Here is a 13,092-nt window from a genome sequence, read left to right as displayed (position 1 = left end):
GTCGGTCCTTGCAAGGGGGTGCGCGCGCAGCAGCGCAGCCGGCGCGCGGGCGCGCCGGGCTGGGACGGGTCAGAGGCGAAATATCAGGCGGCGGCGGGCGGGCCGCCGCGCGCCTTCAGGCAAGGGCGGTCAGGCAAGCGCCTTGTCGCGGGCCAGGTCGTCCATCACCTGGCGCACCGCGGCCTCGGCGATGCCGACGATCTGGTCCACCTCGTCGCGGGTGGTGATCAGGGGCGGCGCGAAGCCCAGGATATCGCCATGCGGCATGGCCCGCGCGATCAGCCCGCGCGCCCGCGCCGCGGCCGAGACCCGGTAGCCCACCTTCTGCGCGGCTTCGAACCGGGTCTTCTGGTCGCGGTCGGCCACGAATTCCACCGCCGCCATCAGCCCCACGCCCCGCACTTCGCCGACGATCGGCAGCTGGGCAAAGGTCTGCCGCATCCGATCCTGGAAATAGGCGCCGGTCGCCCTGGCATTGCCGGGCAGATCCTCGCGCTCGACGATATCCAGAACCGCATTGGCGCAGGCAACCCCGATCGGATGGCCCGAATAGGTATAGCCATGCGAGAAGGCGCCGACCCGGTCGGCCGCCTCTTCGATCACCTGATAGACCTTCTCGCCCACGATCGCGGCCGAGAGCGGCACATAGGCCGAGGTCAGGCCCTTGGCGACGGTGATCAGATCCGGCTCGATCCCGTAGGTGTCGCAGCCGAACATCGCGCCGGTGCGGCCGAAGCCGGTGATGACCTCATCCGCGATCAGCAGGATGTCATATTTGCGCAGCACCGCCTGGATCGCGGGCCAATAGCCGGCCGGCGGCGGGGTGATCCCGCCCGTGCCCAGAACCGGCTCGGCGATGAAGGCGCCGACGGTGTCGGGATCTTCGCGCAGGATCAGCTGTTCCAGCTCTTGCGCGCGGCGGGCCGAGAACTGTTCCTCGGTTTCGCCCGGCACGGCGCCCCAATAGTGATGCGGCACGCCGGTGTGGCGGATCAGGTCCAGCGGCAGATCCATATGGTCGTGATAGAAGCTCATCCCCGTCATCGAGCCCGAGATGACCGTGCAGCCGTGATAGCCCCGCTCACGCGAGATGATCTTCTTCTTCCGCGGCTTGCCGCGCAGGTTGTTGTAATACCAGACAAGTTTCGCCTGGGTCTCGTTCGCGTCCGAGCCGGACATGCCGTAGAAGACCTTGCTCATCCGACCGGGCGCCATGCGCACCAGCCGGTCGGACAGCACCGCCAGCGCCTCGGTCGTATGGGCGGCGTAGGAATGGTAATAGGCCAGCTTATGCGCCTGGTCGGCAATCGCCTTGGCCACTTCGTCGCGGCCGTAGCCGATGTTCACGCAATAGAGGCCCGAAAACCCGTCGATCAGCGTATTGCCCTGCGCATCCTCGATGCGGATGCCCTTGCCGCCGGTGACGATGACCGGGTCGCCCGCCTTGCCGGTGGCGAAATCCTTCAGCTGGGTGAAGGGGTGAAGCGTGCTGCGGCGGTCAAGTTCGGCGATCTCGGCGATGCTGCGGGTCATGGCTTGTCCTCATCCGGGGGCGGGCCGACGCGGTGGGGCCCGATTGCCGGCAGGATAGCCGGGACGGTGCGGGAAATACGGCGCTTGCGGGGCGCAGGACGAAGAATTACTGCGTTGTGAGGATGTAGCGCGAGGAAATCCTGCATGCAGCTTGATGAGATCGACCGGCGCCTGTTGCGCGCGGTGCAGCAGAACAACCGGCTGACCAGCGACCAGCTGGCCGAGATCGCGGGCCTGTCGGCCACTGCCTGCCAGCGCCGGATGAAGCGGCTGCGCGAGGCGAAGGTGATCGAGGGCGACGTGGCCATCGTGGCGCCGCGCGCGGTGGGGCGGGGGCTGACGACGCTGGTGCAAGTGTCGCTGGAGCGCGAACGCACCGACATCATCGACCGTTTCAAGGCGGCGATCCGCAAGACGCCCGAGATCATGACCGGCTATTACGTCACCGGCGACGCCGATTTCCTGCTGGTCGTCACCTCGCGCGATATGGAGGATTTCGAACAGTTCACCCGGCGGTTCTTCTATGAGAACCGCGATATCAAGGGCTTCAAGACCATGGTCGTCATCGACCGCGTCAAGGCGGGCTTCGCCCTGCCGATCGAGGCGATCTGACCGGCAGGGCAGGGTAAGGCAGGGCGGCTTAGGCCGAGACGGTGAATTCGGTCATCATTCCCGTCGCCAGATGGCCCATATGGTGGCAATGCAGCATCCAGGGCGCGGGCTCGCCGGCATCGAAGGCGATGGTGGCGCTGCCCATGGCCGGCACATGCACCGTATCGCGCAACGCCCCGGCAAAGCGCTTGCCGTTCAGCTCGACCACCTGGAACACATGGCCGTGCAGATGCATCGGATGGGCCATCATCGACATGTTGTGGAACATCAGCTCGACCCGCTGGCCGGTTCTGGCCGGGATCGGGCTGCGATCGTCCCAGCCGCGCCCGTCGATCGTCCAGAGATAGGGCTGCATGCTGCCGCCCAGCATCACCATCCGGCTGACATCGGCCGGCCGCTTGGCCAAAGGCGAGGCGGCGCGCAGCGCCAGTTCCAGCGTCAGATCGCCGGAGACGGGCGGGTGATCGGCCTCGGACAGGCCCGACAGCCTCGGCACCTGGGCGCCTTTCGGCGCCAGCACGATCCCGGTGCGCTCGCGCGCGCCTTCGCGCAGGGCCAGAACCGGCAGGGCCGCGCCATCGGCGGGCAGGTCGATCTCGATCTCCAGCCGCTGGGCGGGGGCGGCGGGGAAGCGGCTGGCTTCGACGGGCTGCACCTTCTCGCCATCGACGGCGACCAGCCGGCCGGTGACGGGTCCAAGGTCGATCCAGAAGGCGGTCATCGCGGCGCCGTTGATCACCCGCAGCCGGACCCGGCCGCCAGCGTCGACCGCCACGACGTCGGGGTCGTCCAGCGTGCGGTCATTGGCAAGATAGGCGTCGAAATCGAAATCGTTCAGGTCCATCGCCATGCCCGACATGTCGTGCATGCCGCCCATATCCATCCCGCCCATGTCCATTCCGCCCATTCCGGGCATCGGCATGGCGGAATGGTCCATGCTGGAATGGTCCATCGCCATGCCGCCGGCGACTTCGGCCAGAACCTCTTGCGGGCTGCGGAAGGAAAAATCGTGCAGCAGCATGACCACATCCTGCCGGTCGGCGGCGGCCTCGTCGGGGCGCAGCACGATCAGCGGCGCGGCCAGCATGCCGATTTCCTGTTCGGGCAGATGGCTGTGCATCCAGTAGGTGCCGGGGCGGGGGGCATAGTCATAGGCGCGGGTTTCGCCCGGCTTCAGCATCGGGTTGGTGTTGGGCACGCCGTCCTGCGCATTGGGCGGGATCTGGCCGTGCCAGTGGACGATCGTCTCGATGTCGAGCCGGTTGGTCAGATCGGTGCGGAAGCGCTGGCCGGGCGGCAGGATCAGGCCGGGGCGGCCCTGGGCATCGACCAGGCCCAGAACGGTTGCGGCGCGGCCCTGCACCTCGATGACGCGGGTCGTGGCGTCAAGCGTCAGGGCCTCGGACGCGGCGCGGGCGCGGGCGGGCAGGGTCAGGGATGCGGCCATTGCCGCAGAGGCGGCCAGAAAGCCGCGGCGAGACAGGTGGGTCATGATGATCTCCGGGAAAAACGCGAAAGACGGCTCGGTCCGGGGATCACAGGCGGGGAGGGTGGCCTTCGGGCTGCGGCGACAGCGAGGGCGCGGCTTCGACCAGGGGCAGCGGCTGCAGCGGGGTGGCCTTGCCCCAGGCCATCGCCGGGGCGACGGCCGCGGGCAGAAGCGTTGTGGCCAGGCAATGCTGGCGGCAGTTTTCCTTGGGCGCCGCGGGGGCCGCGCCTGCCAGGTCTTCGGCGGCGGGGGCGTCGGGGCAGGCGTGAAGCGCGACCGGCGCCGGCCGATCCGGGGTGGCGGCCATGGCGGGCAGGGCCAGGCCCAGGATCAAGAGGCCCAGAAGCAGCAGGCGGAAAAGGGCTGCGAAAGACGGCATGGTGGCAGATTAGCGCGCGGCCGCCGCGCTGTCATCTGACCTTGCCGTGACCGGCGCATCTGCCGCAGGACGGCCGGCCAGATCTTCGAGGATCGGGCAATCCGGCCGGTCGTCGCCATGGCAGCGCTGCACCAGCGTCGACAGCGTGGCGCGCAGGCCCTGAAGTTCCTGGATCTTGCGGTCGATTTCCACCAGCCGCTCTTCGGCCAGCGCGCGCACATCGGCGCTGGCGCGGCTGCGGTCTTCGTACAGCGACAGAAGCGACCGGCAATCCTCGATGCTGAAGCCCAGGCCCCGGGCGCGGGCCAGGAAGACCAGCTTCGCCGCCTCGCGCTCGCCAAAGCTGCGATAGCCATTGGCGCCGCGCGCCGGGCGCAACAGGCCGATTTCCTCGTAATAGCGGATCGTCTTGGCGGGCAGGCCGCTGAGCGTTGCGGCATCCTTGATGTTCATCGCGGCCTCCGTGTGCTGGCTGCAGATAAAGGTTCCCACGTCGGGAAGGTCAAGGGCGTTTTGGCCCTTGACCTTCCAGTGACTGGAAGGACTACATGGGGTGTCGACACGACCTGCCGGCTTCAGGAGGTTCCCATGACCGACACCCCGACCCACACCCATTCCGCCCCTGCCCATTCCGCCCATGCCCATGGTGACGCGCCGCCCGCGGTGATCCGTGATCCGGTCTGCGGGATGACCGTCGATCCCGCCAAGGGCAAACCGATGCTGGACCATGCCGGGCGGGTCTTTCATTTCTGCTCGGCCGGCTGCCGCGACAAGTTCGCCGCCGATCCCGACAGCTACCTGACCGCGACGGATCCGGTCTGCGGGATGACGGTCGACCGCGCCTCGGCCGCGCATATGGCCAAGCACGAGGGGCAGCGCTTCTATTTCTGCTCGGCCGGCTGCCAGACGAAATTCGAAGCCGCGCCCCAGACCTATCTGGGCGACCGGCCCGCGCCCGCCGCACCGATGGGCAGCACATGGACCTGCCCGATGCATCCCGAGATCGTGCAGGACGGGCCCGGCGATTGCCCGATCTGCGGCATGGCGCTGGAGCCGATGATGCCCTCGGCCGAGGCCGGGCCCAACCCGGAACTGGCCGATCTGCGCCGGCGGTTGTGGATCGGCGCGCCGATGGCGGCGGTGGTCTTCGCGCTGGAGATGGGCGATCACGTCGGCCTGCCGTTCCGCGACTGGATGGGCGGGACGCTGTTCCTGTGGACCCAGGCCGTGCTGGCGACGGGCGTGCTGGTGCTGTGCCGGATGTTCTTCCGCCGCGGCTGGGCCTCGATCACCAACCGCGCGCCCAATATGTGGACGCTGATCGCGCTGGGAACCGGGGCGGCCTGGCTGTTCTCGGTCGTGGCGCTGCTGGCGCCGGATCTGTTCCCGCATGCGATGCGGCATGGCGGCAGCGTGCCGGTCTATTTCGAGGCGACGGCGGTGATCCTGATCCTGGTGCTGGTCGGACAGGTCATGGAACTGGCGGCGCGTGAACGCACGGGCGATGCGATCCGGGCGCTGATGGATCTGGCGCCCAAGACCGCGCGGCGGCTGAGCGACGGGCAGGAAACCGATGTGCCGCTGGATCAGGTTCGGGCGGGCGATCTGCTGCGGGTGCGCCCGGGCGAGGCGGTGCCGGTCGATGGCACGGTGACCGAAGGCCGCTCGGCCGTGGATGAAAGCCTGGTTACCGGAGAGCCGCTGCCGGTGGAAAAGGCCGCGGGCGATGCGGTGACGGGCGGCACGCTGAACCGCAGCGGCAGTTTCGTGATGCGGGCCGAGCGGGTGGGCGCCGAGACGGTGCTGGCGCGGATCGTGGCGCTGGTGGCGCAGGCGCAGCGGTCGCGCGCGCCGATCCAGGCGCTGGCCGACCGGGTGGCGGGCTGGTTCGTGCCGGCGGTGGTGGCGGTCGCGGTGCTGGCCTTTGCCGCCTGGGCGCTGTTCGGGCCCAGCCCGGCGCTGTCCTATGCCTTTGTCGCGGCGGTCAGCGTGTTGATCATCGCCTGCCCCTGCGCGCTGGGTCTGGCGACGCCGATGTCGATTATGGTTGCCACCGGGCGCGGGGCGCAGGCCGGCGTGCTGATCCGCGATGCCGAAGCGCTGGAGCGGCTGGCCAAGGTCGATGTCCTGGTCGTCGACAAGACCGGCACGCTGACCGAGGGCCGGCCCTCGCTGACCGAAGTGGTGGCGGGCAGCCTGACCGAGGACCGGGTTCTGGCCCTGGCCGCGGCGCTGGAGCGCGGCTCGGAACACCCCCTGGCCGAGGCGATCGTGAAGGGGGCCGAGGCGCGCGGGATTGCGGTGCCTGAGGCGCAGGATTTCGCCGCCGTCACCGGCAAGGGCGTGACGGGGCGCGTGGGCGGCCAGCGCGTGGCGCTTGGCAATGCGGCGCTGATGGCGGATCAGGGCGTCGATCCGGGCGATCTGGCGGCGCGGGCGGGTGCCTTGCAGGCGCAGGGCCGCACGGCGATGTTCCTGGCGGTCGATGGCGCCGCGGCCGGGCTGGTGGCCGTGGCCGACCGGATCAAGGACAGCACGGCCGAGGCGATCCGCGGTCTGCAGGCCGACGGCATCCGCATCGTGATGGCCACGGGCGATGCCGAGGCGACGGCGCAGGCGGTGGCGCGCAGCCTGGGGCTGGATCAGGTGCAGGCCGGTGTCAGCCCCGAGGGCAAGGGCAAGCTGATCGCGGCGTTGCGGGCCCAGGGCCATGCGGTCGCGATGGCGGGCGACGGGGTGAACGACGCCCCGGCGCTGGCCGCGGCCGATGTGGGCATCGCCATGGGCACCGGCGCCGATGTGGCGGTGGAAAGTGCGGGGGTGACGCTGGTCAAGGGCGATCTGACCGGCATCCTGCGGGCCCGCCATCTGGCCCGGGCGACGATGGCGAACATCCGGCAGAACCTGTTCTTCGCCTTCATCTACAACGCGGCCGGCGTGCCCCTTGCCGCGGGCATCCTGTACCCGGTCTTCGGCATTCTGCTGTCGCCCATCGTGGCGGCCGCGGCGATGAGCCTGAGTTCGGTCTCGGTGATCGGCAATGCGCTGCGGCTGCGCGGGGTGCGGCTGTAGCGGCGCGGCCCGCCCCCGAGCAGCCGGGATCGCGGCCCTAGAAACAGGCCGCGATCTCGTCGCGCAGCCAGCGGTTCGGCGGCGAGGACTGGTTCTCGGCCAGCCAGATCATGCTGGTCGATTGCTTCTGTTCCAGAAAGGGCGGGTCGAGCAGGATCAGATTGTGCGATTTCTCGAACAGGCGCGCCACGCTTTCGGGCATGATCGCCACCAGATCGCTGCGCCCGACAATGGCGACCGCGGCCGAGAAATGCGGCACCAGCGCCACCACCCGCCGCTTGCGGCCCAGCGTGTCAAGGTATTCGTCGATCCAGCCGCGGCGGCTGGGCGAGGAGGTGACCTTGACATGCCCCAGTTCCAGCAGCTTTTCGAAGGTGAAATCGGACTGCACGACGGGATTGTCGGCCGAGATGATGCAGACCCGCCTTTCGGTGAACAGTGGCATCGACTGGAACCGGGCCGGAATCGAATCCAGCGTCATCACCGCCACGTCGATCGTGCCATCGTCCAGATAGTCCTGCATCAGGGTGCGGTTGCCCTGCAAGGGGCCGGTGATGGTGCGCGGCATGTGCTGCACCTCGATCACGCAATTGGGCGCGCTGCGGCGGATGCGTTCCAACAGGCGCGGCATCAGCACGACCGAGAAGTAATCGTTCATGCCGATGCGGAAGGTGCGCGGCGACTGCACCGGATCGAAGGCCTGATGCGAGCGCATCACCGCCTCGGTCTCTTCGATGATCCGCTTCACGCCGGGGAAGATGTCGGCGCAATGCCGGGTCATGGTCAGGCCGCGGGCATTGCGCAGGAACAGCCGGTCGCCGGTGATCGCGCGCAGGCGCTTCAGGGCGTGGCTCATCGCGGGCTGCGACAGGCCGATGTAATCGCCGGCCTGGGTCATGTTGCCCTTGACCGCCAGTGCGTAAAGCACCTTCAGCAGATTGAGGTCGAGCCCGCCCAGAGGAAAACGCTGCATTCCGTTGATGTACAGCGCGGCCCTTCGGGCGGGCAAGCCGGAATGCGGCCGCGGCGGCGGCCGGATCCGGGGATGTCTGCGCTCAGCCCTTGGCGGCCTTCAGCCGGGCGGTCACGAACTTGCGCGCCACGGAAAGGAATTGTTCCATCGTCACGGTCGGCGGCTCGTCGGTGAAGCTGCCATTGTTGCGGGCGATGGCCATCTCGTCGGGAATGGCGCGGCGGTTGACGAAGACCATGTCGATCGCGGGCATGCCCAGCATGAACTGGCCGAAATGCCCGGCCGCAACGAAGGCGCCCTGCCATTCGGGGGTTTCGGGCGTGACGACCGGGATCCACCACAGATAGCTGTAGCCCGCCACGCAGGGCTTGCGGCTGCCGTTCATCGCCTCGGCCGGGACGCGGATCTTGGTGCTTTCGGCCACCCATTCGGCCGGAACGATCTGCTGCGCGCCCCAGGCGCCTTGCCGCGTCATGGTCAGCGCGATGCGGGCCATGTCGCGGCCCGACAGGAACAGGTGATAGGCCAGGTAGCGCGACTGCCCGTTATAGCCCAGCATCCGCTGGCGGTTGCGGTCGAAATCCTGGAACTGCAGCGGCTGGGCCAGATCCTCGTCCAGCGCCTGGAACACCGAGCGCCCGGTCAACTGTTCGAAGGCCGCGCCCAGGACGTTGAAATCCCAGTTGTTGTAATGGAAATACTGGCCCGGCGTCTTGCTGCCGCGCGCGGGCACATCCTTCATGTCGCCGCCGGGGCTGCCGGCGGGGTGATAGACGCCCGAGCTGCTGATCAGAAGATCGCGCAGCCGCGCGGTCTTTTCGATCGGCAACAGCCCGTCGGCCTCGTCGATGCCCAGATCGGCCATGGTCAAATCCAGGTCGATCTTGCCCTCGCAGACCGGCTTGCCCATCAGCATCGACAGGATGCTCTTGCGGGTCGAGGCCATGTAGCTGACCTCGGACACGTCGCCATAGCTGTACAGCACCTCGCCGCCGCTGACCGCCATGAACGAGGTGGTGGGCAGCGCATCCAGCGCCGCATCCGCTTCGGCGCGCAATCCCGCATCAAGGCCCAGGGCTTCGGGATCGGCGACCTGCTGCCAGTCGGCGCCGGGGATGACCGCCTTCTTGGGGTCAGCTGCGTTCAGGCATGCAGAAAACATGGTCTTTCCTTCTTTCAGTTCGGTTCGACCGCTTGGGTCAGTCGTTCAGATGGCAGGCCGAGCGATGCGCCGGGCCGATCTGGCGCAGTTCGGGCCGTTCCAGCGCGCAGCGCGGCATGGCCAGGGGACAGCGCGGGTGGAAATGGCAGCCCGAGGGCGGGGCCAGCGGGCTGGGGATTTCGCCCTTGATCGGCGCATAGTGGCGCCGCTTGGTGTCAAGCTGCGGGATTTCCTGCAAAAGCGCGCGGGTATAGGGATGCGCGGGATGGGCGAACAGCTCGGCCACCGGCGCCTCTTCGACGATCCGGCCCAGATACATGACGACCACCCGGTCCGAGATATGTTCGACGACCGAAAGGTCGTGGCTGATGAACATGTAGGTCAGGTTCAGGTCGCGGCGCAGATCCATGAACAGGTTCAGGATCTGCGCCTGGATCGACACATCCAGCGAGGCCACGGATTCATCGCAGATCAGCATGTCGGGCTGCACCGCCAGGGCGCGGGCGATGCCGATCCGCTGGCGCTGCCCGCCGCTGAACTGATGCGGGAAGCGCCGGCTCATCGCCGGATCAAGCCCGGCGCGGCGCATCTGCTCGGCGACGTAATCGGCCAGGCCGGCGCGGGTGGTCTTGCCATGGCGCAGCGCGGCGGCGCCGACGATCTCGTCGACGCGATGGCGCGGGTTCAGCGACGAGGACGGATCCTGAAAGATCATCTGCACGTCCAGCCGGGCCTGCGCGGCCTGCCGGTCGGGCATCTCGGCCAGGGTCTGGCCCTTGTAGCGGATCTCGCCGGCGCTGGCGTCAAGGATGCCGGCGACGATGCGGCCCAGCGTCGACTTTCCGCAGCCGGATTCGCCGACGATCCCCACCACCTCGCCGCTGCCAACCGTCAGGCTGACATCGTCCAGCGCATGCACCACCGGCTTTGGCGCCTTCAGCCCCGCCCGTTCGGCCAGACGCTCGACCAGTTCGGACTTGCGCGAGAAGCGCTTGCTGACATGGGTGATCTCGATCCGCGGGGTCATGCGGCCTCTCCCTCGGTCACGGGATGGAAACAGCGCAGAAGCCGGCCCTCGGTTTGCGTCACCGGCGGCGCGGCCAGGCAGGCCTCGGTCGCGCGCGCACAGCGCGGCCGGAAGGCGCAGCCCTGGGGCAGGGCGGCGATGGCCGGGGTGGTGCCGGTGATCTGTTTCAGATGCTGGCCGCGCGGATTGCGCGAGGGCAGGCTGCCGATCAGCCCATGGGTATAGGGATGGCGCGGGGTGCGGATGACGGTATCGACATCGCCATGTTCCACGATCCGGCCGGCATACATGACGGCCACCCGGTCGGCGAGGCCGGCAATCACCGACAGGTCATGGGTGATCCAGATCAGCCCGGTGCCATGGTCGCGCGCCAGCCGCTGCACCACGGCCAGGATCTGCGCCTGGATCGTCACGTCCAGCGCGGTTGTCGGCTCGTCGGCGATGATCAGATCGGGGCGGTGCAGCAGGGCGATGGCGATGGCCACGCGCTGCCGCATCCCGCCCGAAAACTGGTGCGGATAGGCGCGCAGCCGTTCTTCGGGGCTCGGGATGCCCACCATTCCCAGCGCATCGCGGGCGCGGTCGCGCGCGACGGTCTTGCTGACCTTCTCATGCGCCAGGATCGTCTCGATCATCTGGGTGTCGATGCGCAGCACCGGGTTCAGCGTCATCGCCGGATCCTGGAAGATCATCGCGATGCGGTTGCCGCGCAGCGCCCGCATCCGCGGCTCGGGCAGCGTCCGCAGATCCTCGCCCTTGAACAGGATCTGCCCGCCGCTGACCTGGCCCGGCGGGTCGATCAGCCCCATGATCGAAAAGCCGGTGACCGACTTTCCCGACCCGGATTCCCCGACCAGCCCCAGCACCTGGCCGCGGTTCAGGGTGAAGCTGACCTCGTCGATCACGGTGACGCGGCCGGCATCGGTGGCGAATTCGGTCCGCAGGTTGCGGATCTCCAGCATGGGGGCAGTCATCTTTGAGCGGCCTTCGGATCAAGGATCTGGCGCATCCGGTCGCCGACCAGATTGATCGAGAAGATGGTGACCAGAAGGGCGATGCCGGGGAAGAGGCTGACCCAATAGGTGCCCGACAGCATCAGCTCGTAGCCGTTCGAGATCAGCAGGCCCAGCGAGGGTTCGGTGATCGGCACGCCCAGGCCCAGAAAGCTGAGCGTGGCCTCCAGCGTGATGGCGCGCGCGATCTGCATGGTCAGCAGCACGATCAGCGGCGAGATGCAGTTCGGCAGAAGCTGGCGCAGGATCATGTTGGCATGGCCCATGCGCAGCGCCTTGGCGGCCTCGACATAGTCGCGGCGCATCTGCGACAGGGCGGTGCCGCGCGCGGTGCGGGCATAGGTGGCCCATTCGACGATCACGATCGCCAGCACGACATTGCCGATGCTTTTGCCCAGCAGCGCCAGGATCAGCAGGGCCGACAGGATGGTCGGCACCGACATCTGCAGGTCCACCAGCCGCATCATGAAGGTCTCGACCCGGCCGCCGATATAGGCGGCGGTCAGCCCGAACAGCGTGCCCAGAACAAAGGCCAGCGCGGCTGAGCCGATCCCGACGATCAGGCTGATGCGCAGCCCGTACAGGATCGCGGACACCATGTCGCGGCCCTGCCCGTCCGAGCCCAGAAGAAAGGTGAAGCCGGCATAGGCCTGTTCGCCGGGCGGCAGGCGGCTTTCCAGAATGTCCAGCTGCAGAAGGTCATAGGGGTTCTGCGGCGACAGGACGGGGGCGAAAATCGCGGCCAGCAGCACCAGAACCGTGCCGATCAGCCCGATCACCGCCAGGGGCGAGCGCGCATAGACGCGCAGGAAGCGGAAGAATGCGGAAAACGCGGATCTCATCTCACTCTCCCTGCAGGCGGATGCGCGGGTCGAGGAGCCGGTACAGGATGTCGACGACCAGATTGATCAGCACGAACATCAGCACCACCAGCATCAGATAGGCCACGATCACCGGCCGATCCAGCGCGGCGATGCTGTCGATGATGATCTTGCCCATGCCCGGCCAGGCAAAGATGGTTTCGGTCACCACCGAAAAGGCGATGGTCGTGCCGATATCCAGCCCGACCACGGTCACGACCGGGATCATCACGTTCTTCAGCACATGCACGGTCAGGATCCGCCGCGGCGCCAGGCCCTTGGCGCGGGCGAATTTGACATATTCGCTGGACATCGCCTCGCGTACGCCGCTTTCGGTCAGGCGGGTGACCATCGAGATGTTGAACAGCGACAGGCTGAAGGCGGGCAGGATCAGATGGCGCAGCCCGTCCCAGGTCAGGAAGGACCAGCCCACGCCCAGAACCATGACCGTCTGGCCGCGGCCGGAACTGGGCAGCCAGCCCAGCCAGACGCTGAAGATCATGATCAACAGGATGCCGACCCAGAAGATCGGCAGGCTGAAGCCCAGGATCGAGCCGGTCATGATCGTCTGCGCCGTCAGGCTGTGCGGGCGGCGCCCGGCGATCAGCCCAAGCGGCAGGCCGATGATCAGCGACAGCAGCACCGCGAACAGCGCCAGCTCCAGCGTGGCGGGCAGGCGCGACAGGATCAGCGCGACGGCGGGTTCCTTGAACACATAGCTGACCCCCAGATTGCCCTGCACCATCCCCTTCAGGAACATCAGGAACTGGATGTGCAGCGGCTGGTCCAGGCCCAGATCGCGGATCAGCCGCAGCCGTTCCTCATGCGTGGCCTCGGCGGGCAGCAGCGTCTCGACCGGGCTGCCGATCAGCTGCAGCGCCAGGAACAGCAGCGCCGCCATGGCCAGCGCGACCAGGGCCGCCTGAAGGAGTCTTTGAAAGATCCAGAGTGTCATTCTATGTCCGGTCTGAC

The 13,092-nt window shown here is 67.9% G+C and carries 12 protein-coding genes; 2 read left to right on the top strand and 10 right to left on the bottom strand.

All coding sequences use genetic code 11. The features are described 5' to 3' along the window. Positions 1 to 129: 129 nt before the first annotated feature. Complete coding sequence (locus K1Y73_RS00360) at positions 130 to 1,533, bottom strand: aminotransferase (protein WP_225025920.1); 1,404 nt, start codon at positions 1,531 to 1,533, stop codon at positions 130 to 132. Between the two features lie 144 nt (positions 1,534 to 1,677). Between K1Y73_RS00360 and K1Y73_RS00355 the strand changes: the two genes are divergently transcribed. After that, entirely contained in the window at positions 1,678 to 2,145 is a 468-nt protein-coding gene (locus K1Y73_RS00355; protein ID WP_225025919.1) for an Lrp/AsnC family transcriptional regulator, read from the top strand. A gap of 28 nt (positions 2,146 to 2,173) precedes the next feature. On the opposite strand, the gene K1Y73_RS00350 is transcribed toward K1Y73_RS00355, so the two are convergent. From K1Y73_RS00350 to cueR, 3 genes are read right to left on the bottom strand one after another with little or no spacing between them, the layout of a single operon-like run. After that, positions 2,174 to 3,637 carry a multicopper oxidase family protein gene (locus K1Y73_RS00350; protein WP_225025918.1) on the bottom strand — a complete coding sequence of 488 codons (1,464 nt, stop codon included), beginning with the start codon at positions 3,635 to 3,637 and terminating at the stop codon, positions 2,174 to 2,176. A gap of 43 nt (positions 3,638 to 3,680) precedes the next feature. Continuing rightward, entirely contained in the window at positions 3,681 to 4,013 is a 333-nt protein-coding gene (locus tag K1Y73_RS00345; protein WP_225025917.1) for a hypothetical protein, read from the bottom strand. 9 nt (positions 4,014 to 4,022) lie between these two features. Continuing rightward, complete coding sequence (gene cueR / locus K1Y73_RS00340) at positions 4,023 to 4,466, bottom strand: Cu(I)-responsive transcriptional regulator (RefSeq protein WP_225025916.1); 444 nt, start codon at positions 4,464 to 4,466, stop codon at positions 4,023 to 4,025. A 135-nt stretch (positions 4,467 to 4,601) separates the two neighbouring features. On the opposite strand from cueR, the gene K1Y73_RS00335 reads away from it, so the two are divergent. Further along, the gene (locus K1Y73_RS00335; protein ID WP_225025915.1) at positions 4,602 to 7,085 is read left to right on the top strand and encodes a heavy metal translocating P-type ATPase; all 2,484 of its coding nucleotides are present in this window, start codon (positions 4,602 to 4,604) and stop codon (positions 7,083 to 7,085) included. Positions 7,086 to 7,122: 37 nt separating this feature from the next. On the opposite strand, the gene K1Y73_RS00330 is transcribed toward K1Y73_RS00335, so the two are convergent. From K1Y73_RS00330 to K1Y73_RS00305, 6 genes are all read right to left on the bottom strand, one after another. Continuing rightward, a complete protein-coding gene (locus K1Y73_RS00330) occupies positions 7,123 to 8,058 on the bottom strand; it encodes a LysR family transcriptional regulator (protein ID WP_225025914.1) in 936 nt (311 codons plus the stop codon). Positions 8,059 to 8,140: 82 nt separating this feature from the next. Then, positions 8,141 to 9,220 carry a serine hydrolase domain-containing protein gene (locus K1Y73_RS00325; RefSeq protein ID WP_225025913.1) on the bottom strand — a complete coding sequence of 360 codons (1,080 nt, stop codon included), beginning with the start codon at positions 9,218 to 9,220 and terminating at the stop codon, positions 8,141 to 8,143. A 37-nt stretch (positions 9,221 to 9,257) separates the two neighbouring features. After that, positions 9,258 to 10,247, bottom strand: coding sequence for an ABC transporter ATP-binding protein (locus K1Y73_RS00320; RefSeq protein ID WP_225025912.1), 990 nt, complete (start codon positions 10,245 to 10,247; stop codon positions 9,258 to 9,260). Then, complete coding sequence (locus K1Y73_RS00315; protein ID WP_225025911.1) at positions 10,244 to 11,221, bottom strand: ABC transporter ATP-binding protein; 978 nt, start codon at positions 11,219 to 11,221, stop codon at positions 10,244 to 10,246. The genes K1Y73_RS00320 and K1Y73_RS00315 overlap by 4 nt, the downstream gene beginning before the upstream one ends. Next, positions 11,218 to 12,102 (bottom strand): ABC transporter permease, encoded by an 885-nt coding sequence (locus K1Y73_RS00310; RefSeq protein ID WP_225025910.1) that lies wholly within the window; start codon positions 12,100 to 12,102, stop codon positions 11,218 to 11,220. Before K1Y73_RS00310 ends, K1Y73_RS00315 begins: the two co-directional genes overlap by 4 nt. A 1-nt stretch (position 12,103) precedes the next feature. Then, positions 12,104 to 13,075 (bottom strand): ABC transporter permease, encoded by a 972-nt coding sequence (locus K1Y73_RS00305; protein WP_225025909.1) that lies wholly within the window; start codon positions 13,073 to 13,075, stop codon positions 12,104 to 12,106. Positions 13,076 to 13,092: the final 17 nt, after the last annotated feature.

This window comes from Xinfangfangia pollutisoli, from assembly GCF_020179405.1.
GTDB lineage: Bacteria > Pseudomonadota > Alphaproteobacteria > Rhodobacterales > Rhodobacteraceae > Pseudogemmobacter > Pseudogemmobacter pollutisoli.
The sequence above is the reverse complement of the archived record's forward strand: the minus strand, read 5'-3'. Positions and strand labels throughout refer to the sequence as shown.

Excerpts from the sequence above, each read along its gene's own strand:
- K1Y73_RS00305 (WP_225025909.1), bottom strand. The coding sequence starts at position 13,075 with ATGACACTCTGGATCTTTCAAAGACTCCTTCAGGCGGCCCTGGTCGCG.
- K1Y73_RS00330 (WP_225025914.1), bottom strand. The coding sequence starts at position 8,058 with ATGCAGCGTTTTCCTCTGGGCGGGCTCGACCTCAATCTGCTGAAGGTG.
- K1Y73_RS00320 (WP_225025912.1), bottom strand. The coding sequence starts at position 10,247 with ATGACCCCGCGGATCGAGATCACCCATGTCAGCAAGCGCTTCTCGCGC.
- K1Y73_RS00315 (WP_225025911.1), bottom strand. The coding sequence starts at position 11,221 with ATGACTGCCCCCATGCTGGAGATCCGCAACCTGCGGACCGAATTCGCC.
- K1Y73_RS00335 (WP_225025915.1), top strand. The coding sequence starts at position 4,602 with ATGACCGACACCCCGACCCACACCCATTCCGCCCCTGCCCATTCCGCC.
- K1Y73_RS00310 (WP_225025910.1), bottom strand. The coding sequence starts at position 12,102 with ATGAGATCCGCGTTTTCCGCATTCTTCCGCTTCCTGCGCGTCTATGCG.
- K1Y73_RS00350 (WP_225025918.1), bottom strand. The coding sequence starts at position 3,637 with ATGACCCACCTGTCTCGCCGCGGCTTTCTGGCCGCCTCTGCGGCAATG.
- K1Y73_RS00360 (WP_225025920.1), bottom strand. The coding sequence starts at position 1,533 with ATGACCCGCAGCATCGCCGAGATCGCCGAACTTGACCGCCGCAGCACG.
- K1Y73_RS00355 (WP_225025919.1), top strand. The coding sequence starts at position 1,678 with ATGCAGCTTGATGAGATCGACCGGCGCCTGTTGCGCGCGGTGCAGCAG.
- cueR (WP_225025916.1), bottom strand. The coding sequence starts at position 4,466 with ATGAACATCAAGGATGCCGCAACGCTCAGCGGCCTGCCCGCCAAGACG.
- K1Y73_RS00345 (WP_225025917.1), bottom strand. The coding sequence starts at position 4,013 with ATGCCGTCTTTCGCAGCCCTTTTCCGCCTGCTGCTTCTGGGCCTCTTG.
- K1Y73_RS00325 (WP_225025913.1), bottom strand. The coding sequence starts at position 9,220 with ATGTTTTCTGCATGCCTGAACGCAGCTGACCCCAAGAAGGCGGTCATC.